General features: G+C 68.1%; 17 protein-coding genes. 11 read left to right on the top strand and 6 right to left on the bottom strand.

What is annotated here, in order from left to right:
• Positions 1 to 50 precede the first annotated feature (50 nt).
• From hutU to hutI, 4 genes are read right to left on the bottom strand one after another with little or no spacing between them, the layout of a single operon-like run.
• Positions 51 to 1,733 carry a urocanate hydratase gene (gene hutU / locus ACSLUQ_RS13365; protein ID WP_417772033.1) on the bottom strand — a complete coding sequence of 561 codons (1,683 nt, stop codon included), beginning with the start codon at positions 1,731 to 1,733 and terminating at the stop codon, positions 51 to 53.
• Positions 1,730 to 2,548: an N-formylglutamate deformylase gene (gene hutG, locus ACSLUQ_RS13360; protein ID WP_461808807.1), complete on the bottom strand. Its 819-nt coding sequence runs from the start codon at positions 2,546 to 2,548 to the stop codon at positions 1,730 to 1,732. Before hutG ends, hutU begins: the two co-directional genes overlap by 4 nt.
• Positions 2,545 to 4,092, bottom strand: a complete 1,548-nt coding sequence (gene hutH, locus ACSLUQ_RS13355) for a histidine ammonia-lyase (protein ID WP_461808806.1) — start codon at positions 4,090 to 4,092, stop codon at positions 2,545 to 2,547. The genes hutG and hutH overlap by 4 nt, the downstream gene beginning before the upstream one ends.
• Positions 4,089 to 5,318 carry an imidazolonepropionase gene (hutI, locus tag ACSLUQ_RS13350; protein WP_461808805.1) on the bottom strand — a complete coding sequence of 410 codons (1,230 nt, stop codon included), beginning with the start codon at positions 5,316 to 5,318 and terminating at the stop codon, positions 4,089 to 4,091. Before hutI ends, hutH begins: the two co-directional genes overlap by 4 nt.
• 147 nt (positions 5,319 to 5,465) lie before the next feature.
• Here hutI and ACSLUQ_RS13345 point away from each other — a divergent pair, with 147 nt between their 5' ends.
• The 11 genes from ACSLUQ_RS13345 (at position 5,466) to ACSLUQ_RS13295 (ending at position 19,374) form a co-directional block, all read left to right on the top strand.
• A complete protein-coding gene (locus ACSLUQ_RS13345) occupies positions 5,466 to 6,842 on the top strand; it encodes a formimidoylglutamate deiminase (protein WP_461808804.1) in 1,377 nt (458 codons plus the stop codon).
• Positions 6,839 to 7,591 (top strand): UTRA domain-containing protein, encoded by a 753-nt coding sequence (locus tag ACSLUQ_RS13340; RefSeq protein WP_417772038.1) that lies wholly within the window; start codon positions 6,839 to 6,841, stop codon positions 7,589 to 7,591. Before ACSLUQ_RS13345 ends, ACSLUQ_RS13340 begins: the two co-directional genes overlap by 4 nt.
• A 356-nt stretch (positions 7,592 to 7,947) precedes the next feature.
• Positions 7,948 to 8,991 (top strand): TRAP transporter substrate-binding protein, encoded by a 1,044-nt coding sequence (locus ACSLUQ_RS13335; RefSeq protein ID WP_417772039.1) that lies wholly within the window; start codon positions 7,948 to 7,950, stop codon positions 8,989 to 8,991.
• 115 nt (positions 8,992 to 9,106) lie between these two features.
• Entirely contained in the window at positions 9,107 to 10,390 is a 1,284-nt protein-coding gene (locus tag ACSLUQ_RS13330; RefSeq protein ID WP_417772040.1) for a flavin-dependent oxidoreductase, read from the top strand.
• Positions 10,390 to 10,863, top strand: a complete 474-nt coding sequence (locus tag ACSLUQ_RS13325) for a MarR family winged helix-turn-helix transcriptional regulator (protein ID WP_461808803.1) — start codon at positions 10,390 to 10,392, stop codon at positions 10,861 to 10,863. Before ACSLUQ_RS13330 ends, ACSLUQ_RS13325 begins: the two co-directional genes overlap by 1 nt.
• Positions 10,864 to 11,017: 154 nt before the next feature.
• Positions 11,018 to 13,123: a putative bifunctional diguanylate cyclase/phosphodiesterase gene (locus tag ACSLUQ_RS13320; RefSeq protein WP_461808802.1), complete on the top strand. Its 2,106-nt coding sequence runs from the start codon at positions 11,018 to 11,020 to the stop codon at positions 13,121 to 13,123.
• 236 nt (positions 13,124 to 13,359) lie between these two features.
• A complete protein-coding gene (locus tag ACSLUQ_RS13315; RefSeq protein WP_417772043.1) occupies positions 13,360 to 13,875 on the top strand; it encodes a hypothetical protein in 516 nt (171 codons plus the stop codon).
• Positions 13,876 to 13,958: 83 nt separating this feature from the next.
• Positions 13,959 to 15,224: an imelysin family protein gene (locus ACSLUQ_RS13310; RefSeq protein ID WP_461808801.1), complete on the top strand. Its 1,266-nt coding sequence runs from the start codon at positions 13,959 to 13,961 to the stop codon at positions 15,222 to 15,224.
• Between the two features lie 108 nt (positions 15,225 to 15,332).
• Positions 15,333 to 16,859, top strand: a complete 1,527-nt coding sequence (locus ACSLUQ_RS13305; protein ID WP_461808800.1) for a di-heme oxidoreductase family protein — start codon at positions 15,333 to 15,335, stop codon at positions 16,857 to 16,859.
• Positions 16,860 to 17,039: 180 nt separating this feature from the next.
• A complete protein-coding gene (locus ACSLUQ_RS13300) occupies positions 17,040 to 18,245 on the top strand; it encodes an imelysin family protein (protein WP_461808799.1) in 1,206 nt (401 codons plus the stop codon).
• Positions 18,226 to 19,374: a DUF1513 domain-containing protein gene (locus ACSLUQ_RS13295; protein WP_417772047.1), complete on the top strand. Its 1,149-nt coding sequence runs from the start codon at positions 18,226 to 18,228 to the stop codon at positions 19,372 to 19,374. The genes ACSLUQ_RS13300 and ACSLUQ_RS13295 overlap by 20 nt, the downstream gene beginning before the upstream one ends.
• An 18-nt stretch (positions 19,375 to 19,392) precedes the next feature.
• Here ACSLUQ_RS13295 and ACSLUQ_RS13290 read toward each other — a convergent pair whose 3' ends face one another.
• Together ACSLUQ_RS13290 and ACSLUQ_RS13285 are read right to left on the bottom strand one after the other, a co-directional pair.
• A complete protein-coding gene (locus ACSLUQ_RS13290) occupies positions 19,393 to 19,917 on the bottom strand; it encodes a glycine cleavage system transcriptional repressor (RefSeq protein WP_417772048.1) in 525 nt (174 codons plus the stop codon).
• A gap of 110 nt (positions 19,918 to 20,027) precedes the next feature.
• Positions 20,028 to 20,585: a cupin domain-containing protein gene (locus ACSLUQ_RS13285; protein WP_417772049.1), complete on the bottom strand. Its 558-nt coding sequence runs from the start codon at positions 20,583 to 20,585 to the stop codon at positions 20,028 to 20,030.
• Positions 20,586 to 21,041 lie beyond the last annotated feature (456 nt).

The raw sequence follows: 21,041 nt of genomic DNA, 5'->3' as shown, positions 1-21,041 counted from the left end.
GATCGTGTTGGAGGATGATCCCTCTTGGCTTCTTATTGTTCTTGGTCTCTTCAGCCAAGAATGGCTGGAAGATTCAGATCGTGCTCGCGCGCGCAGTCGAGCGCGATGTCATAGCCGGCATCGGCATGGCGCATGACGCCGGTTGCCGGATCGTTCCACAGGACGCGCTCGAGGCGCCGGTCGGCATCCTCGCTGCCGTCGCAGCAGATCACCATGCCCGAATGCTGGGAAAAGCCCATGCCGACGCCGCCGCCATGGTGCAGGCTGACCCAGGTGGCGCCCGAGGCGCAGTTGAGCAGCGCATTCAGCAGCGGCCAGTCGGAGACGGCATCCGACCCGTCCTTCATCGCCTCGGTCTCGCGGTTGGGCGAGGCGACCGAGCCCGAATCGAGGTGGTCGCGGCCGATGACGACCGGCGCCTTGAGTTCGCCGTTGCGGACCATCTCGTTGAAGGCGAGGCCGAGGCGGTGGCGGTCGCCGAGGCCGACCCAGCAGATACGCGCCGGCAGTCCCTGAAAGGCGATGCGTTCCCGCGCCATGTCGAGCCACTGGTGAAGGTGTGCGTTGTCGGGCAGCAGCTCCTTCACCTTCTGATCGGTCTTGTAGATGTCCTCCGGATCGCCGGAAAGGGCGGCCCAGCGGAACGGGCCGACGCCGCGGCAAAACAGCGGGCGGATATAGGCCGGCACGAAGCCCGGGAAGGCAAAGGCGTTCTCCAGCCCTTCTTCCAGCGCCACTTGGCGGATGTTGTTGCCATAGTCGAGGGTCGGCACGCCAGCGTTCCAGAAGTCGACCATGGCCGCAACATGCTCGCGCATCGAGGCGCGGGCCGCCTTCTCGACCGCCTGCGGATCGCTTTCCTGCTTCGTGCGCCATTCGCCGACGTTCCAGCCCTTGGGCAGGTAGCCGTGGATCGGGTCATGGGCCGAGGTCTGGTCGGTGACGATGTCGGGACGCGGGCCGCCAGCCTTCATGCGTTCGACCAGCTCGGGGAAGATGTCGGCGGCGTTGCCGATCAGCGCCACGGACTTGGCCTCGCCCGCCTTCGTCCAGCGCTCGATCAGGGCGAGCGCCTCGTCGAGCGTGTGGGCCTTCTCGTCGACGTAGCGGGTGCGGATGCGGAAGTCGGCGCGGGTCTCGTCGCATTCCACCGCCAGGCAGCAGGCGCCGGCCATGACGGCGGCGAGCGGCTGGGCGCCGCCCATGCCGCCGAGACCGGCGGTCAGGATCCACTTGCCCTTGAGGCTGCCTTCGTAGTGCTGGCGCCCGGCCTCGACGAAGGTCTCATAGGTGCCCTGCACGATGCCCTGGCTGCCGATGTAGATCCACGAGCCGGCGGTCATCTGGCCGTACATCATCAGCCCGGCCTTATCGAGCTTGTTGAAATGCTCCCAGGTCGCCCAGTGCGGCACCAGGTTCGAATTGGCGATGAGCACGCGCGGCGCGTCCTTGTGGGTGCGGAACACGCCGACCGGCTTGCCCGACTGCACCAGCAGCGTCTCGGTCTCTTCCAGCGATTTCAGCGCGGCGACGATCTTGTCGAAATCTTCCCAGGTGCGCGCGGCGCGCCCGATACCGCCATAGACAACCAGCTCATGCGGGTTTTCGGCCACGTCCGGATGCAGGTTGTTCATCAGCATCCGCAAGGGGGCTTCCGTCAGCCAGGACTTGGCGTTCAGCTCCGTGCCCGTCGGCGGAAACACGTCGCGGGAATTGTGGCGGGGATTGGTCATGAGGCGCCTCCGGTGGTCAGGCTGCCGTCGAGCGCCAGGCGCTCCAGACGGGCAAGGATTTCGCGAAGATGGACGCGCAGGGCGTCAGCCTTCTCCGCGTCGTAGGCAAAGGGTGCGCTTTCGCTCGCCAGATGGGTCGATTGCGCAAGCTCCATCTGGATGGCGTGGACATTGTCGGCCGGGCGGCCGTAGTGGCGCGAGGTCCAGCCACCCTTGAAGCGGCCGTTGACGATGCTCGTGTAGCCTTCGGCCGCCGCGCAGACCTCCGCCACCGCCTGTTCGATCAGCGGATGGCAGGTGGTGCCGGTGTTCGTGCCGATGTTGAAGTCGGGAAGTTTGCCGTCGAACAGGAACGGGATGTGCGAGCGGATCGAGTGGCAGTCATAGAGGATGGCGACGCCATGGATCGCCTTCACCCGCTCGATCTCGGCGGCAAGGGCTGCGTGATAGGGGGCATGGAAGGTCGCGCGGCGGGCGGCGATCTCCGCCTCGTCCGGGGCTTCGCCCTCTTTCCAGATCGGGTCGCCGTCGAAATCGGTCGTGGGCACTAGCCCGGTGGTGTTCTGACCCGGATAGAGGCTCGCCCCGTCTGGCCCCCGGTTGGCGTCGATGACGTACCGGTGGAAGGTGGCGCGCACGCTGGTGGCATCCGCGAGCAGGCCTTCGTAGAGCGTGTGGATGTGCCAGTCCGTATCGGCAAGCTCCAGGCCGCGCATGTTGAGCCGACTGGCGATCTCCGCCGGGACATGGGTGCCGGTGTGCGGCAGGCCGAGGATGACGGGGCTGGAGCCCTGGCGGACTTCGATCGGATTCATGCGGCATCTCCAAGAACGAGAAGGGGCGTGCCGCTCGCTGCCTGGCAGAGCGCGCGGCTGGCGACGAGCCTTGCAGCCCTGTCGAGGTCCGGAGCCATGTAGCGGTCCTCGGTGAGAGGGGCAACCTCGCTCCGCAGGCAGGCGATGGCTGCCTTCAGCGGACCGCTCGTGGCAAGCGGCGCGCGGTGCTCGACGCCCTCCGCGGCGCAGAGAAGCTCGACGCCGAGGATCACGGCGAGGTTCGCCGTCATGCGGCCGAGCCGCCGGGCGCCGTGCGCGGCCATGGAGACATGGTCTTCCTGGTTGGCGCTGGTCGGGGTGGAATCGGTCGAGCAGGGATTGGCGAGATGCTTGTTCTCGCTCATCAAGGCCGCCGTCGTTACCTCGGCGATCATCATGCCCGAGTTGAGGCCGGGATCACGGGCGAGGAATGGTGGCAGGTCGAACGAGAGCGTCGGGTCGACCATCAGCGCCACGCGGCGCTGGGCGATGGCCCCGAGCTCGGCGACCGCAAGCGCGATCTGGTCGGCGGCGAAGGCCACCGGCTCGGCGTGGAAATTGCCGCCCGAGACGATGCGGCCCTCGTCGATCAGCACCAGCGGGTTGTCGGTCGCCGCATTCGCCTCGATCTCGAGCGTGCGCGCGGCCATGCGCAGCAGATCGACGCAGGCCCCGGCCACCTGCGGCTGGCAGCGGATGCAATAGGGATCCTGCACGCGGCTGTCGCCGGTGCGGTGGCTTTCGCGGATCTCGGAGCCCTCCATCAGCGCGCGCATGGCGGCGGCCACCTCGATCTGGCCGCGATGGCCGCGCAGCGCGTGGATCTCGGGCAGCAAGGGGGCGGTCGAGCCCATGATCGCGTCGGTGGAAAGGCTCGCGGTGACGAGCGTTGCCTCGGCGAGACGCCAGGCGTCGAAAAGGCCGGCAAGGGCAAGCGCGGTGGAAAACTGGGTGCCGTTGATGAGCCCGAGGCCTTCCTTGGGCCCTAGCGTCACCGGCGACAGCCCCGCCCGCGCCAGCGCCTCGCGGCCCGGCAGACGCTGGCCGTCGATTTCCGCCTCGCCCTCGCCGATCAGAACGGCGGTCATATGGGCAAGCGGGGCAAGGTCGCCGGAAGCGCCGACGGACCCCTGCGAGGGCACGCAAGGGGTGACGCCGGCGGCCAGGCACCCTTCGATCAGCTCCATCACCTCGAAGCGCACGCCCGAGGCGCCGCGCCCGAGCGACAGCAGCTTGAGCACCATCATCAGCCGGGTTGTCGCCCGCTCCAGCGTCTCGCCGACGCCGCAGCAATGGGAGAGGATGAGGTTGCGCTGGAGCTTCGCCGTGTCGCCGGAGGCGATCTTGACGCTGGCGAGCTTGCCGAAGCCGGTGTTGACGCCATAGACCGCCTCATCGCCGCCGGCCGCCTCGGCGACGCGGCTTGCGGCAAGATCGATGGCGGGCCGCGCCGCCCGGTCGATGACGACCGCGAGGCTGTCGCGGTGGATCGCTTCCAGCTCGGCCAGGGTGACCGTGCCCGGCGTCAGGGTGAGGCTCGTCATGATGGGATCCCGAAGATGCGCTCGTGAAGGGGATTGAAGCCGATGCGGTAGGAAAGCGCCGCCGGCTCGTCGATGTTCCAGACCGCAAGGTCGGCGATCCTGCCGGCTTCCAGCGTGCCCAGGTCGGCGGCGAGGCCGAGGGCGCGTGCGGCCTCGCGGGTGACGCCGGCAAGGGCTTCCTCCGGCGTCATGCGGAAGAGGGTCGCGGCCATGTTCAGCGTCAGCAGCAGCGAGGTCAGCGGAGAGGTGCCCGGATTGCAGTCGGTGGCAAGCGCGATGGGCACGCCGGCGCGCCGCAGCGCGGCAACCGGGGGAAGCTGCGTCTCGCGCAGCGTGTAGAACGCGCCCGGCAGCAGCACCGCGACCGTGCCCGCCTTCGCCATGGCGTCGATGCCCGTCTGCGATAGATATTCCAGGTGATCGGCGGACAGCGCCGCATAGCGAGCCGCAAGCGCCGCGCCGCCGAGGTCGGAGAGCTGTTCGGCGTGGAGCTTCACCGGCAGCCCGAGCGCTGTCGCCCGGTCGAAGACCCGGGCCATCTCCTCGGTCGAGAAGGCGATGCCCTCGCAGAAGCCGTCGACCGCGTCGACGAGGCCTGCGGCATGGGCCGCGTCCAGACCCGGCAGCACCACCTCGTCGATGAAGGCGCCCTGGCGGCCCTTGTAGTCGGCCGGCACCGCGTGGGCGCCGAGATAGGTGGTGACGATGCGGATCGGGCGTTCCCGCCCGAGACGGCGGGCGGCGGCCAGCATCTTGATCTCGTCGGCGACGGTAAGGCCGTAGCCGGACTTGACCTCGAGCGTCGTGACGCCCTCGGCGATCAGCGTGTCGAGCCGGGGGAGGGCGGAGGCGACGAGTTCGTCCTCGCTCGCCGCGCGTGTCGCGGTGACGGTCGAGACGATGCCGCCGCCGGCGCGTGCGATCTCCTCGTAGCTCGCCCCTTCGAGCCGCATCTCGAATTCGCGCGCACGGTTGCCGCCATGGACAATGTGGGTGTGGCAGTCGATGAGACCCGGGGTGACGAGCCGCCCGCCCAGGTCGCGCGACGGCCAGGCCGAGAAATCGGCGGGCAGCTCCTCTGCCGGACCGCACCAGGCGATGCGACCGTCGCCGCCGACGGCAAGCGCCCCATTGTCGACCAGCCCGTAGGCCGGGCCACCCTTGCGCATGGTGGCAAGCCGTGCCCCGGACAGGACCGTTCCGGTCGTCTCCGCCGTCGTTTTCATCGTCTGTCCCCATCCCTGTCCGGACCGCGGGGCGCACCCCGTGTCCGGCTGTCGCGGCCGTTTTGCCCGGCCTTCAACTGAGAAATATGTATTTGTGAAATTAGGATATGTATGTACATAATTGTCAATCCTGAAAATGAGGCGAGCATGACGCGGATTTGGGCAGAGACGGCCTTGCTGGCAGATGGGTGGGCAGGCAAAGTTGCGGTCGACATGGATGAAAGTGGGCGGATTTCCGCCATTTCAACAGGTGTCGAGCGGGCGGCGGCGGATGCCGGGAGGCATGTCGGCGTGCTGCTTGCGGCCCCCGCCAATCTTCATTCCCACGCCTTTCAGCGGGCGATGGCCGGCCTGAGCGAGCGTCGCGGGCCGGGCGCGCATGACACGTTCTGGACCTGGCGCGAGATCATGTATCGCTTCCTCGCCGCCTTCACGCCCGAGACCATCGAGGACGTCGCCGCCTTCGTGCAGATGGAGATGCTGGAGGCCGGCTATGCCGCCTCCGTCGAGTTCCATTATGTCCACAACCAGGCGGACGGGACGCCCTATGCCGACCCGGCGGAGCTGTCGCGGCGGATCGTGTCGGCGGCCGGCGTCTCCGGCATCGGGCTGACGCTGCTTCCGGTCTATTACGCCACCGGTGGTCTCGACGGCCGCCCGCTGGCCGGCGGACAGGTGCGCTTTCGCTCCGATCTCGACGGCTACGCGCGGATCGTGGAGGGTGCGGAAGACGCGGTGAGGCGGCTTTCGCCCGATGCGCGCAGCGGCATCGCGCCGCATTCGCTGCGTGCCGTTCCGGCCGCCGATCTTGCCCGCGTCGCGGCGATGCGCCCCGACGCGCCCCTGCACATGCATATCGCCGAACAGACCGGCGAGGTGGAAGAGGTGCTCGCCGTCCATGGCCGTCGCCCGGTGGAATGGCTCTTCGACAATCACGCCGTCGACGCGCGCTGGTGCCTGATCCACTGCACCCATCTGACAGCCGGGGAACGGCGCGCGATCGCGACGAGCGGTGCGGTCGCGGGACTGTGCCCGATCACCGAATCGAGCCTCGGCGACGGTATCTTCGACGGGGCGAACTACCTGGCCGAGGGCGGGGTGCTGGGCATCGGATCGGATTCCAACATCCGCATCGCCCTTTCGGAGGAACTTCGGACGCTGGAGTATTCGCAGCGCCTGCGCGACCGGCACCGGGCGGTGCTGGCGACCCCCGAGCGCTCCTGCGGACGCCGGCTCTACGACGAGACGCTGAAGGGCGGTGCACGCGCCGCCGGCCGCGACAGCGGCGCTCTCGCGGTCGGCCGGCTCGCCGACCTCGTGGCACTCGATGGCGGTGCCCTGCACCTGGAGGGATTGTCCGGCGACGCGTTGCTCGACGCCTGGATCTTTGCCGGCGACGACCGCGTCGTCAGCGATGTCTGGGCGGCCGGACGGCATGTGGTCGCGGACGGCCGCCATGTGCGCCGGGCCGCGATCGAGGCACGCTACCGCAAGGCGATGGCAGGCCTGAGGGCCGCGCTTTGACGGGACCCGCGCGGGGCGGGGCGGGCGGGCCTGTCGCCCCCGCCGCACCTGCTGCCCGCGCGGCAGGGTCCTTTCGCGTCATCAAGACAGAGATCCTGCGGCGCATCCGCGACAAGATCTGGCAACCGGGGGAACTGATTCCCGGTGAGGAAGAGCTTGCCCGCGAGTTCGGCTGCGCGCGACCGACCGTGAACCGGGCGCTGCGCGAGCTTGCCGAGATCGGTATCGTCGAGCGCAAGCGCCGCGCCGGCACCCGCATCGCCGAGCACCCCTTGCGCGAGGCGCGGCTCGAGATCCCGATCGTGCGCGACGAGGTCGAGGCGCGCGGCGCCACCTACCGTTTCACCGTCCTGACCCGCGAGGCGCTGCCACCGCCCGAGCCGATCCGCGCCCGCTTCAGCCTCGGTGCGGACGCGCCGATGCTGCATGTGCGCTGCCTGCATTCCGCCGACAGCCGCCCCTGGCAATATGAGGACCGCTGGATCAATCTCGATGCGGTTCCCGAGATCGCGGACGAGCGCTTCGAGCACTTCAGTCCGAACGAATGGCTGGTGCGCAACGCGCCGTTTTCGGAGATGGAGATCGTGCTCGGCGCAACCGCGGCACGGCCCGAGGAGGCCGACCTTCTCGACATCCGCGACGGCGATCCGCTCTTCGTCTTCGAGCGCAGCACCTGGCTCCTCGACCAGCTCATCACCCATGTCCGCATGCTCCACCGCGCCGACTACCGGATGGTGTCACGGTTCTGAACCTCGCCTGACTTCCCCAACCTCAAATCTGCAAGCCGCTCGTCTGAATAAGGAAGCCCCATCATCATCTTGGGAGGTGGCGAGGGTCCGGGCGGCTTCGGGATCTTTTCGCGGCCGTCGGGATCCCGGTGTCGCTGCAGAAGGATGGTCTGGACGCCAGTCCGGCCGTTCCGGGCATCGACGGTCCCGAGACCAGCGCCGTTCCCGTCTTGATCGCGCGCCGCTTCGCTGGCAGGATCGTTTACATCATAAACGATTTCCGTGCGTGCTCCCGGGAGGAAACGGAGCGTGCCCGGAAAGAGGCCGGGCTTGTGCCGCCGCCGGTGGCAAGGGCCCGTACGAGGGGAGGAGACAGCATGAAGCCCATTGCCCATCTTGTTGCGGCGTCGTCGATTGCCGCCATTGCCGCGTTCGCAGCTGCGCCCGCGTTCGCCCAGGAAGTGACCCTGCGCGTCCACCAGTTCCTGCCCGCGCAGGCGCCGGTGCCGAAGAACTTCATCGCACCCTGGGCGGAGAAGGTGGAGAAGGAGTCCGGCGGGCGGATCAAGATCGAGCTCTACCCGGCCATGCAGCTCGGCGGCACGCCGCCCTCGCTCTATGATCAGGCCAAGGACGGGGTCGTCGACATCGTCTGGACGCTGCCCGGCTACACGCCGGGCCGCTTCCCCGGCACCGAGGCGTTCGAGCTGCCGTTCATGGCCGCCAAGGCGGAAACCACCAGCCAGGCCTTCTGGGACTTCTACGAGAAGTATCTCAAGGACGAGTTCAAGGATGTCCACCCGATCGCCGTCCATGTCCACGGGCCCGGCCTGCTGCACGTCAAGGGCGAGGGTGTCACCAGTCTCGAAGACATGAAGGGGCTGAAGCTGCGCGGCCCCACGCGCCAGACCAACGCGCTGCTCGGTGCGCTGGGCGCGACGCCGGTGGGCATGCCGGTGCCGGCCATGCCCGAGGCGCTTTCCAAGGGCGTGATCGACGGCACGGTGGTGCCCTGGGAGGTGACGACGCCGCTGAAGGTGGCCGAGCTGGTCGACAGCCACACCGACTTCGAGGGGACGCGCGGCCTCTACACCGCGACCTTCGTCTTCGCCATGAACAAGGAAAAATACGAGAGCCTGCCGGATGACCTGAAGAAGGTGATCGACGACAATTCGGGCCGTGAGGTGTCGAAGTGGGTCGGTCGCGTCATGGACGAGGGCGATCTTCCCGGCATCCAGGCGGCGGAAAAGGCCGGCAACACGATCCGCAAGCTGCCGCCGGAAGAGGTGGCTCGCTGGAAGGAAGCGGCCGAGCCGGTCATCGCAGCCTGGATCGAGGAGATGAACGGCAAGGGCTATGACGGCGCCGCGATGGTCGCCGATGCCCGTGCGATGATCGCCAATTACGCCGGCGCCGAATAGGCTCCGCCACCCCGAAGCGCCGGCCCGTCGCGAGATCGACGGGCCGGCACCCGTCTTCGCCCGTTTGTTCGCCCGGCGGTGGCGGCAAAAAGCCTTGTCCTTGAAAGTGAATTCCATGACCGTGCTCATTGCGGGCGCCGGCATCGCCGGTCTGACCCTTGCCCTTTCCCTGGAACGCATCGGTGTGCCGGTGCAGATCTACGAGGCCGTGCGCGAGATCCGGCCGCTCGGCGTCGGCATCAACCTGCAACCCCACGCGGTGCGCGAGCTCGACGAGCTGGGCCTGCTGGAAAATCTTGACGCCATCGGCCTCAGGACGCAGGAAGTCGCCTATTTCTCCAGCCATGGGCAAAAGGTCTGGGCGGAGCCGCGCGGACTGTCGGCCGGCTATGACTGGCCGCAATTCTCGGTTCACCGGGGCGAGTTGCAGATGATGCTGCTCGAGGCGGTGCGCGCGCGGCTGGGGTCCGATGCGGTGCGCACCGGCGTTGCCGTCGAAGGCTGGCGACAGGTGGAGGACAGGGTCGAGGTCGACCTTCGCGCCCGCCCGACGGGCGCGGCACTCGGCACGGCGCGCGGCTCGATCTTCGTCGCGGCCGACGGCATTCATTCCGCCGCGCGCGCCGCACTCTATCCCGACGAGGGGCTACCGTCATGGGGCGGCATCGTCATGTGGCGCGGCATCACCCGCGGACCGCGGTTCCTGACCGGCCGGACCATGGCCATGGCCGGATGCAAGCCGCGCAAGTTCGTCTGCTATCCGATCGAGGACATTGTGCTGGACGACGGCACACCCGGGTCGCTGATCAACTGGATCGCCGATCTGCGCATGCCCGAGGATCACCTGTGGCGGCGCGAGGATTGGAACCGGCCGGGTGATCGGACGGACTTCCTGCCCCGGTTCGCCGACTGGCAGTTCGACTGGCTGGACGTGCCGTCGGTGATCGGGGCGGCAGAGGCGATCTACGAGTATCCCATGGTCGACCGCGATCCGCTGCCGCGCTGGACCCACGGGCCGATGACGCTGATGGGTGACGCCGCCCATCCGATGTACCCGATCGGATCCAATGGCGCGAGCCAGGCGATCCTCGACGCCCGCGTGCTGACCCGCGAGATCCTGCGCCACGGAGCGAACGAGTTCGCGCTGATCGACTATGAGGCGGAGCGCCGGCCGGCAACGGAACGCATCGTGCTGGCCAATCGCGCCGACGGGCCGGACGCGATCCTCGACGTGGTGGAGGAACGCGCGCCCGAGGGGTTCCTGCACATCCATGAGGTGCTGTCGCGCTCGGAACTGGAGGATGCGGCAAGCGGATACAAGAAGCTCGCGGGCTTTGACGTCGACGGCCTCAACCGGCGCGCGCCGATCGTTCCGCCGGACGCGATCCTCGGCCTTTGATGCGCCCGCTCCCGCAGCCCACGCCCGAGGCCGCCACCGTTGATCGCGGCTGTCTCGACGATCTCGCCGGCCATCTGCTGCGCCACGCCTTCCTGCGCGGCCAGCAGGTCTTCGCCGAGGTGTTCGAGGGCGAGGGGCTGACGCCGTTCCAGTTCATGGTGATGGAGCTGGTCGACAGGAACCCGGGCATCACCCATCGGGATGTCGCCAGCGCCATGTCGAGCGTGCCATCCGTGCTGACGACCGCGCTGAAGCCGCTGCTGGCAAGCGGTCAACTGGAGCGGATCGCCGTCGACGGCGACGGACGGCGCGTCGCCTATCGGCTCTCGCGGCAGGGGCGGGACAGCTTCCATGCCCTGCGTCCGCGCATCGCCAAGGCCGAGGACAGGCTCCTGGCCGGCTTCGATCCGGCCGCGCGCTCGGCTTTCCTCGCGGCGCTGAGAAGCATCGCCGGACGCAGCCGGCCTAGATAGGCCGGCCCTTCAGGATCGGTTTACCATTCCTCATAGTTTCGTGTTGCGTTAAGTAATTTTGACGGCGCCTGTCGTAGGGTCCCCGGCGTATCGATTGCGCTCATTCGCAGTCTGCTTTGATCGGCCGGGTGGCCTCCCCGAACGGAATTCGACGGTGCTTGAAGTTCTCTCCTGCGTGACGGGCGACCACAATCTTGTCCTCGTGGCGGTGGCCGCGGCGATCTGCGTGGCTGGCGCCTGGGCAAGTTTCCGGCTGTTTGTGCGCGCGCGCGACACGACCGGCTGGACCCGCTCCGGCTGGCTGTTTCTCACCGGCATGACCGCGGGCTCGGCGATCTGGTGCACCCATTTCGTGGCGATGCTGGCCTATGGGACCTCCGCCGCCTTCTACTTCGATCCGGTGTTGACCATCGTTTCGCTCTGCGTCGCGGTGGCCGGCACCGCGGCCGGCTTCGCGCTGGCCAGCAGCGGCCGCCTGCGGCTCGCGCCGGAGGCCGGCGGCGCGCTGATCGGCCTCGCCCTGGTCTCGATGCACTACATCGGCATTGCGGCCTATCATGTCGACGGGTTGATCGCCTGGGACACCTCCTTCGTCATCGCCTCCATCGTTGTCGGCATCGCCTTCTCCATGCTGTCGCTCAACCGGGTCATGCGGCCGGTGACGACCTGGTGCCGCCGTGGCGCCAAGGCCTCCTTCGTTCTGGCCATCGTCAGCATGCATTTTACCGCGATGACGGCGATGCGGATCACGCCGTTGCGCCCGGTGCTTTCGCCAGGGGAGGATTACGTCTGGGTGCTGGCGCTGGCCGTCGCACTGGTGGCAGTCATGGTGATCGGCATGGGCGTGGTGATCGCGCTGATCGACCACGATACGCGCACGATCGCAGACGCCGACGTGACGCGTCTGACCGAATTCGACCCGCTGACCGGTCTTGGCTCGCGCACCCGCTTCACCCGCCTGCTGCAGGACGGTTGCGCCTGCGTCGACGCCGACGAGGGGCTGCTCTGCCTGGTGCTTGTCGATCTCGACGAGTTTCATGTCGTCAACGACCTGCGCGGCCAGCTCGCCGGCGACGCTTATCTCGCGGCGCTCGGAGCGCGGGCGAGGGCGTGGCTGGAGGACGCGGGAGAGGCGGCCGAGGTGGCGCGCATCGGCGGCGACGAGTTCGCGGTGCTCAAATGGGTCCCGCACGAGGCCGCTGTCGACGACCTGGTGGAGCGGATCGCCCTGTTGTTCGGTTCGCCTGTGCGCGCCTCGGGCACGATGCTCGCCTGTTCCGCGAGCCTTGGCGTTGCGCTTTATCCCGAGCACGGCCTCAGCCCGTCCGACCTGCTGGCCAACGCTGGTGTCGCCCTTGGCCGGGCCAAGAACAACCGCCTCGCGCCGGTGCAATATTGCGATGCGGTGATGGACACGGCCGAACGGGGCCGCCGGGCCCTCGCCGTCAGTCTGCGCGGTGCGCTCGATCGCGGCGAGCTCGAGGTGTATTTTCAGCCGCAGATGGATGTGCCGGCCCGCCGGCTGGCGGGAGCCGAGGCGCTGGTTCGCTGGACCCACCCGCAACATGGCTGCGTGTCTCCGGCCCGCTTCATCCCGATCGCCGAGGAAAACGGATTGATCGTACCCATCGGCGAATGGGTGCTGCGCGAGGCGTGCCGGCAGGCGAGGGGCTGGGACGAGCCGGTCAAGGTCGCCGTCAATCTCTCGGTGGTGCAATTGCAGCAACCCGATCTTGTCACCCGCATTGCCGCGATCCTGGAGGAAACCGGCATCGACCCGGCCAGGGTCGAGCTCGAGGTGACCGAAACGGCGCTGATGGCCGACATGGAGCGCTGCATCGAGGTGCTTCACGCGATCAGGACGCTCGGCGTGGCCATCGCCCTGGATGATTTTGGAACCGGCTATTCGGCGCTGTCGAGCCTGCGCGTCTTTCCCTTCGACCGGATCAAGCTCGACCGGGACTTCGCCCGCGATCTCTCCGCCTCGGCGGAGGCGCGCGCGATTGTCCACGCGGTCCTCATGCTGGGCGAAACCCTGGGCACGCCAGTGCTCGCGGAAGGGGTCGAGACGGAGGAACAGCTCGCCTTCCTGCGCGCGGCCGGATGCCCGACGATCCAGGGCTACCTCTATGCACGCCCGCTCCCCGCAGCCGCGATGCATGATTTCGCGAAGGCCAGCCACCGCGAACGGGAAACCAGGCTGTCGGGCCTTTTGGCCGGAGCAGGGGCGCCTCCGGAATTGATGACGGCCGAGGCCTGAGCGAGGCGCGCGCCTGCCCGTGAAAGATCTTTCCCCACCACGACTTGCACCGCTGCATTGCCTTGCTCCTGCCGCCGGAAAGCCGCTCCGAAATCACCTTAGAATAATTTTAATGTATTGATTTCTATGCAATAATAACTTGACTCAATAACTCAATATAGCATTACTGCCGCGTGGTCGGATCTGGCCACATCCTTTGATGGCGGGGCCTTAACCCTCGTTGATTGGAGGTCGGAATGTTTGAACGAACGGATACCCGCGCCATGCCCGACAGGGCTGGAGCGGATGAGCATGCCGAGCGCCTCGTTGTCGACGGGCTGCGGTATTGGCTTGCGGGCTATGGCTCCGGAAGCATCGACTCCTGGGAGCGGGCCTGGAGCCTCTATGCGGGCGAACTTGGCGTTGCGCGTGCCCGCGTCGTGGTTTCGGGGCTTTCCTGTTATGCGCGCGCGCTTAACGGCTTCGCCAAATGCGGCTTCGAGATGCTTGCGTCCGGCTGTCCGCGCCGGTGCGCCCACGAGTGCCTTGCCGTGGCGCTTGTCGCTGCCTGGCAGCGCGGGCGGCGCGAGGAGGCGGCCGGCATCGCCGACGAGCTTGTTGTCGCGCAGGGACTGCCGTCGACGCTGGAGGCGGCCGCGAACTTCTCGGATGTGCTGCGCCGGGCGGAGCTTCTGCTTCCGCACGCGTTGGATGGCGGGCGCCTGCGCTGCGGGTTGGCCCGGCATGTTCCGGCCTCGGCGACACGCCACTGATCTTCACCGCCGGGGGTGCCCGGCAACACCGGATGCGTCACCGCGGGGGGCGCCCAAACGATCCTGGGATGGGAACTGACACGATGAGAAAGACACTGCTTCTGGCATCCATCGCGGTGCTCGCGCTGGCGCCCTTGCGCGCTTCCGCCGCCGAGCCGGCCGAGGTTGTCACGGGTTATGCCGACATCGCCGCCGCGGTTTATGGCGAGTCGCTGACAAGCGCGCAGGCGCTCTCCGCGGCCGTTGACGCTCTTGTCGCCAATCCCAGCGATGAGACGCTGAAGGCGGCCCGCGACGCCTGGCGCGCCGCGCGCCGTCCCTACCAGCAGACCGAGGTCTACCGCTTTGGCAACGCCATTGTCGACGAATGGGAGGGCAAGGTGAATGCCTGGCCGCTCGACGAGGGTCTGATCGACTACGTCGACGCCGGCTATGGCACCGAGAACCCGGAGAACGCGTTCTACACCGCCAACGTCATCGCCAATCCGAAGCTGAAGGTCGGCGGCAAGGAAATCGATGCCACCGAGATCACCCCGGCGCTGCTCGCCGAGCAGCTTCAGGAGGCCGGCGAGATCGAGGCCAATGTCGCCACCGGCTACCATGCCATCGAGTTCCTGCTTTGGGGCCAGGACCTGAACGGCACCGGCCCGGGTGCCGGCAACCGCCCGGCAACGGACTTCGACACCGCGAACTGCACCAACGGCAACTGTGACCGCCGCGCCGCCTATCTGAAGGCCGCGACCGAGCTTCTGGTTTCCGACCTGCAGGAAATGGCCGATGCGTGGAAGGTCGGCGGCGAGGCCCGCAAGGAGCTTGCCGACAAGGGGGAGGCCGGCGGTCTCGCCACGATCCTGACCGGCATGGGCTCGCTCTCCTACGGCGAGCTGGCGGGCGAGCGCACCAAGCTCGGCCTCATGCTGCACGACCCGGAGGAGGAGCATGACTGCTTCTCCGACAACACCCACATGTCGCATCTCGACGACATCATCGGCATCCGCAACGTCTGGGTCGGCACCTATGATGGCTTCGACGGCAAGCCGGTGAAGGTTGCCTCGCTCAAGGATCTCGTCGAGGCGAAGGATCCAGCGCTTGCCGCCGAGGTGACGGCCAAGCTCGACGCAACCGTGGCCGCGGCCGAGAAGATGCGCGCGCGTGCCGAGACCGTGGAAGCCTACGATCAGATGATCGGCGAAGGCAACGAGGCGGGCAACGCCGCCGTCCAGGCCGTGGTCGACGCGCTGATCGACCAGACCCGCTCCATCGAGCGCGTCGTCGCGTCCCTCGGCCTCGAGGAAGTCGCCTTCGAGGGCTCCGACAGCCTCGACAATCCGGGCGCGGTCTTCCAGTAAGACCAGCCTTCGGGAAAAGACATGGGAGGCGGCTGTCGACGAGGGGCCGCCGCCTCCTCTCCCTCGTCAACCGGGTTGGAGGGAAACCGGTACCGGAACCCGAGTGATATGCCGATTCCACGTCTTTTGAGCCTGACCGCCTGCGTGGCGGTCGCAGCGCTTCTTGCCACGTCCGCTGCCCAGGCCTCCGATCTGTCCCACCGGGACGACCTTTCGCCGCGCGACCGCGCGCGCGTTTCCCGCGTGCTTGCGCCTCCGACGGACTGGAGCGCGCCGGAGGCATTCGAGGCCATGGCCGGTGGCGCCACGACCTCCTCGAAGCGCGTCAACGCCAACGCCTTCTCGTTTCCTTCCGCCAATCTTTCCTTCGAGGACCAGCAGCGTTTCGCCCTGGGCAACGGCCTGTTCCGCAAGTTCTGGGTATCCTCGCCGTCCTCGACGCAGGCTTCCGACGGGCTGGGGCCGCTCTACAATGCGCGCTCCTGCCAGGGGTGCCACCTGAAGGATGGCCGTGGCCATCCGCCGCGCACCGGCGAGGAGCCGGTCTCCCTTTTCCTGCGGCTTTCGGTGCCGGCTGCGACCGCCGAGGAGCAGGCGCGTCTCGACAGTCACGAGGCGCTGGTGCTGCCGGAACCGACCTATGGCACCCAGTTCCAGACCTTCGCGGTGACCGGACTGCCGGCGGAAGGAAAGCTCGCCGTTTCCTACCAGGAGCGTGAGGTCGAGCTTGGCGATGGCACGCGCGTGTCCCTGCGCGTTCCCTCCTACATGATCTCCGAGCTGGCCTATGGCCCGCTCTCGGACAAGGTGATGATCTCGCCGCGCGTCGCCCCGCAGATGATCGGCCTCGGCCTGCTGGAGGCGATCCATCCAGGCGACATCGAGGCGCAGGCCGATCCGCGGGACGCCGATGGCGATGGCATATCCGGCCGCGTGAGCCGTGTGCGCGACCCGAACACCGGCGAGATGGTCATCGGCCGCTTCGGCTGGAAGGCCTCGGAACCGACGGTCCGGTCCCAGTCGGCCGGCGCTTTCGCCGGCGACATCGGCATCTCGACGCCGGACCGGCCGCAGCCTTTTGGCGACTGCATGCCGGCCCAGACCGCCTGTTTCTCCATGCCGACCGGCGAACAGGCCAACCTTGGCGAGAGCGAGGCGCCGGATCCGGTCATGGAACTGGTCGACTTCTACTCCCGCAATCTCGCCGTGCCGCGCCGCCGTGATGTCGGCGACGCGCAGGTGCTTGCCGGCAAGAAGCTCTTTTCCGATTTCGGCTGCGCCGCCTGCCACCGGCCGAAATACGTGACCACGCGCAAGGCCGATATCGAGGCCCACCGCTTCCAGCTGATCTGGCCCTACTCGGACCTGCTGCTGCACGACATGGGCGAGGGGCTTGCCGACAACCGGCCGGCGGGCACCGCGTCGGGGCGGGAATGGCGCACGCCGCCGCTCTGGGGCATCGGCCTGACTCAGACCGTTTCCGGCCAGGAGACCTATCTCCACGACGGGCGCGCCCGCACGCTTGAGGAGGCGATCCTGTGGCATGGCGGTGAGGGCGAGGCGGCCCGGGCGGCCTATGCCGCCGCCGAAGCGCGGGACCGGGAGGCGCTGATTCGCTTCCTTCGCTCGCTCTGACGCGCCTGGCGGGCGGACCCCGGCGCGAGCAGGTCCTGACACCCCTGCGGAGATAACTTGTTCATGCTGCGACAGAACCGCACTTGCAGGCGGAGCGTTCGGGCGCGAAAACAGGAACGCATCGCAAGCCCCGCGCCAGGACGGGTGGCGGGACCCGGCGGGCAACATGAGGAGACCGTGATGAGCGCAGATCCACAGGCCATGTCCGCTGGCGACCGCGGCGGGACAGCAGGCGCGCGCGTGCGACGGACGGCAGGCAACCGCCGCGCCGCCCTTCTGGCGCTGCCGATTCTGATCGCCGGCCTTGCCGGGCAGGCGCTGGCGCAGGACGCGCCCCCCGCGGACAAGGGGATCGACTATTCCGTCTTCGTGTCCCGCCTGATCGAGCGCTTCGCCGTGCCGGCGGCCGAGGACCTCGGCACCCGCCTGGTGACGCTCGAGACGGCCATCAACGCTGCCTGCGCCGCCGATCTCGACGCGGCGGCGGGCAAGCGGGCGCGCGCCGATTTCGCCGCCGCATTCCGCGCCGCCGTCGTTGCCCATGGTCATCTGTCCACCCTGCGGATCGGCGCGCTCGCCGACGAAAACCGGGCGGAACGGCTGGCCTTCATCCCTGATTCGCGTGGCGTCGTGCGCCGCCAGGTGACGCGGCTCGTGGCCGCAGGCGATCCCAGCGCGCTGCAGGCGTCGAGCCTGCGCGACAAGAGCGTCGCGCTTCAGGGACTGACGGCGCTGGAATGGATCGCCTACGACAAGGACGGGGTGGTGACGCTGGGCTCCGCTGGCAAGCCCGAGAGCCGCGACTACGTCTGCGGCTATGCCCGTGCGCTCGGCGAACGGCTGATCGAGACCGCCGGCGAGGTGAGCAAGTCCTACCGCGATCCGGATGGGCAGACGGCGCTGCTGCTGACCCCCGGCCCGGACAATTCGCTCGCCAAGACCGACAAGGAAGCCTCCGGGTTCGTCTTCAATGCCCTGCTGACGGCGCTCGAGCTGTCGCGCGATCAGGTCGTCGCGCCGCTGCTGGCGGAAGGGCCGGCTGCCGCGCGCGCCGCCCGCGTGCCTTTCGCCCGCTCGCACACGGCCTTCGATCATCTGGCGGCGACGCTGGATGGCTTCGCCGGGGCGATCAATGCCGCCGGGTTCGCCGATGCGGACTCCGACGCGCAGTGGATCGGCAACACGGTTTCCTTCGAGGCGCGCAACGCCGGACAGGCGCTGGGCGCGATCTCGCCCGACCCGCTTGCGGCACTTGAGGACGAGAAGGACCTTGGCAAGCTCGCCTATGTCCGCACCGTGCTCGATGGCTTGCGGCCGATGATCGCTGGCGAACTGGCCGGCTATCTCGATTTCAAGGGAGGCTTCAATGCGCTCGATGGAGATTGACCGCAGGCGGTTGCTGCTCGGCACCGGAGCCGGGCTGGCGGCGCTCTCCCTGCGTGGCCCCGCCGCCTTCGCCGCCGATGCGTTGGCGCTCGATGCGCAGGATCCGCTCTTCGCGGGGGCACGGCGCGAGGCGGACGGAACTCATTCGGTCGTCGTCACCGGTCTCGACGGCATGGTGCGCGTGAAGATCGCGCTGCCCTCTCGCGGCCATGACGTCGCTGTTTGCCCCAGGAGCGGGCGTTGCCTTGTCTTTGCCCGCAGGCCGGGCACCTTCGCGGTGCTGTTCGATCCGCTCGGACGGCAGGAGGCGCGCACGATCGCGGCCGTGCCGGGTCGGCATTTTTATGGGCATGGCGTGTTTTCGGCCGACGGGCGGCTGGTATTTGCCACGGAGAATGATTTCGAGACGCCGCGCGGCGTCATCGGCGTCTATGACGTCTCCGGCCCGAATCCGCAGAGGATCGGGGAGGTGTGGAGTGGCGGCATTGGTCCGCACGACATCCTGCCGATGCCGGACGGCAAGACGCTGGTTGTCGCCAACGGCGGCATCGAGACCCACCCGGATCGGGACCGGGAAAAGCTCAACATAGCCACCATGCGCCCCAACATCACGCTCATCGACCAGCCCAGCGGTTCGATCCTGGGCATCACCGAGGCACCGAAGAACCTGCACCAGCTTTCGCTCCGGCACATGGCCGTGGGCGCCGGCACCAAGGTCTGGATCGGCGGCCAGTACGAGGGGCCGCAGGACGACACGCCGCCGCTGATGGCCTGCTTCGACGCCTCAACCGGCAAGCTCGCGACGCATGATGTTCCCGACGCTCTGGCGGGCAAACTTGCCAATTACGTCGGTTCGGTCACGCTCAGCCATGATGGCGCGCTCGTTGCAGCCTCCTGCCCGCGCGCCGGCAGGGTACTTTATTTCAATGCCGCTGACGGCGGTTTCGTCGCCGCGCAGCAGCGCAGCGACGCCTGCGGTCTGGCGGCGCTCGACCAGGGTGCGTTCCTGATTTCCGACGGGCAGGGAGGCTTGAGCGAAAGCGCCGACCTCGCCGGCGCGCCGGCACTTCTTGCCGCGACGCCAGGCGTTGCCTGGGACAACCATCTGGTCGCCATCGCCCCGGCCTGAGGCGCAGGGCCGGCGCGGTCAGACCGCGTCGGCGAATTCGATCTCGGCCATCATGTCACCGGCCAGGGTCTCGAGCGCGCGGGCAAGGTCGCCCGCCTCGAGGTCGACCGGCAGCACCACGTCGATCTCGGCGCGGAACATGCGCTCGCCGCTCATCGAGCCGGCATAGGCCTCCGTCTCCAGATCGGTGATGCTGACGCCCTTGGCGGCGAGCATGGCCGACAGCGCGTGCACAATCCCCGGGTGATCCTGGCAGATGACGGCGAGGTGAGCCGGATGGCCGTGGCGCTCGCTCGACGCCTCGCCGCGCTTCAGCGTGGTGATGATGCCGTCATCGGCAAGGGCGGCGAGATCCGCCTCCAGCGCCGCCGCGCGCGAGGCCTCCGCCTCGACCCGCACGATGCCGGCGAAGGCCCCTGCCAGCCGCGACATGGAACTCTCGATCCAGTTGCCCTCATGGGTTGCGATCACGCTGGAAAGCCGTTCGACCAGCCCGGGCCTGTCGTCGGCGATCACCGTCAGGACGAGCGAAATCATCTGCATGGCGGTCCGGTCCTCCCTGGCCCTTTCGCGGCGTTCGCCCGCCGCTGTTTCGTCAGACTAGAGGAAGCTCCGCGCCGCGTCACGCGGTGCGGCGTCGCATATCACATCGCCTAGTCGCGGGGCGGACGGGAGGAGAAACCGAAGGCGGCGGTGTAGAGTTTTTCCGCGATCAGCGACAGGCGCGCCAGGATCCGCACCGGCAGGCGGGCGAGCGAGGGCACCACATCGTGGCAGAAGGCAACCTTGCGGACATAGTCGGGCACATGCCACTCGTACCAGTCGTAGGCTGGGAAATAGGCTGAATCGCCGGCGTGAAGCTCTCGTGTCTCACCGTCCGGTCCGGTGACGATCACCGAGCCCTCGAGGATGTAGACCGCTTCGTCGCAGCCGAAATACCAGTGGAAACGCCCGGCCGTGCAGTCCCATACCGACATATTGGCGCTGCGGTCGTCGCCTTGCGCGAGCGTCAGCGCGCGGGCGCTCGGCTCGCCTTCCAGCACCCAGTCCGGGTTGATCGGCGCGGGCTGCAGCTCGAGCCCGTCGAGACGGGCGAGCGTCAGGCCGGCGGGCGTGCGGTCGGCTTGCGCGGAAAACGGACGCGCGGCGGGGTCCTGGGCCGGCTTTGCGGTGGCGTCCTGGGTGGCTTGCGTCCTTGCGGGCGTCGTCATTTTGCGTCTTCCCTCCCTGCGGGCTTGGCGCGTTTCTTGTTCCGGCAACCGTGGCGCGAAGAGGTGAAGATCCGGTTTCCGCAATTGCTTCTGCCCGGGAAACGCCGCTGCGGGAACGCGGCATGCCGGATTTCCCGCTTGATGCGGGCGCGCGCCTCTACTAGCGTGCCCGGCCAACGACGGCGTCCCCTCAGGGACTGAAAGCGAGTCCGGTGGCGATCGACCCATGTCGGGGATCCACTCCGGAGCTGTCTGGATGGCGCAACCTGTCCGCCTCCCTCTCTTGCGGGGGAGGGGTGGGCTGTTTGCGCCTCATCCGTACGGCCATGCGTTTTCCGCACTTCCTCCCGGATGCCGTCGGATGAATCGGACGAGGCGGTGGGCACCACCCGCCTGACGACAAGGGAGGGAGCTTCCGAGATGAACTGCGAATTTGTTTTCGGCGTCGGGATCGGC

It is taken from the genome of Stappia sp. ICDLI1TA098 (assembly GCF_054880955.1).
Note: the sequence above shows the minus strand (reverse complement) of the source record. Positions and strands in the feature narration are given on the sequence as shown.

Bases quoted from the DNA above. Each gene is read 5' to 3' on its own strand.
- ACSLUQ_RS13295 (WP_417772047.1), top strand. From the start codon at position 18,226: ATGCGCTCGATGGAGATTGACCGCAGGCGGTTGCTGCTCGGCACCGGA.
- ACSLUQ_RS13300 (WP_461808799.1), top strand. From the start codon at position 17,040: ATGAGCGCAGATCCACAGGCCATGTCCGCTGGCGACCGCGGCGGGACA.
- ACSLUQ_RS13285 (WP_417772049.1), bottom strand. From the start codon at position 20,585: ATGACGACGCCCGCAAGGACGCAAGCCACCCAGGACGCCACCGCAAAG.
- ACSLUQ_RS13335 (WP_417772039.1), top strand. From the start codon at position 7,948: ATGAAGCCCATTGCCCATCTTGTTGCGGCGTCGTCGATTGCCGCCATT.
- ACSLUQ_RS13305 (WP_461808800.1), top strand. From the start codon at position 15,333: ATGCCGATTCCACGTCTTTTGAGCCTGACCGCCTGCGTGGCGGTCGCA.
- hutG (WP_461808807.1), bottom strand. From the start codon at position 2,548: ATGAATCCGATCGAAGTCCGCCAGGGCTCCAGCCCCGTCATCCTCGGC.
- hutI (WP_461808805.1), bottom strand. From the start codon at position 5,318: ATGAAAACGACGGCGGAGACGACCGGAACGGTCCTGTCCGGGGCACGG.
- ACSLUQ_RS13345 (WP_461808804.1), top strand. From the start codon at position 5,466: ATGACGCGGATTTGGGCAGAGACGGCCTTGCTGGCAGATGGGTGGGCA.
- ACSLUQ_RS13315 (WP_417772043.1), top strand. From the start codon at position 13,360: ATGTTTGAACGAACGGATACCCGCGCCATGCCCGACAGGGCTGGAGCG.
- ACSLUQ_RS13330 (WP_417772040.1), top strand. From the start codon at position 9,107: ATGACCGTGCTCATTGCGGGCGCCGGCATCGCCGGTCTGACCCTTGCC.
- ACSLUQ_RS13290 (WP_417772048.1), bottom strand. From the start codon at position 19,917: ATGCAGATGATTTCGCTCGTCCTGACGGTGATCGCCGACGACAGGCCC.
- ACSLUQ_RS13310 (WP_461808801.1), top strand. From the start codon at position 13,959: ATGAGAAAGACACTGCTTCTGGCATCCATCGCGGTGCTCGCGCTGGCG.
- hutH (WP_461808806.1), bottom strand. From the start codon at position 4,092: ATGACGAGCCTCACCCTGACGCCGGGCACGGTCACCCTGGCCGAGCTG.
- ACSLUQ_RS13325 (WP_461808803.1), top strand. From the start codon at position 10,390: ATGCGCCCGCTCCCGCAGCCCACGCCCGAGGCCGCCACCGTTGATCGC.
- hutU (WP_417772033.1), bottom strand. From the start codon at position 1,733: ATGACCAATCCCCGCCACAATTCCCGCGACGTGTTTCCGCCGACGGGC.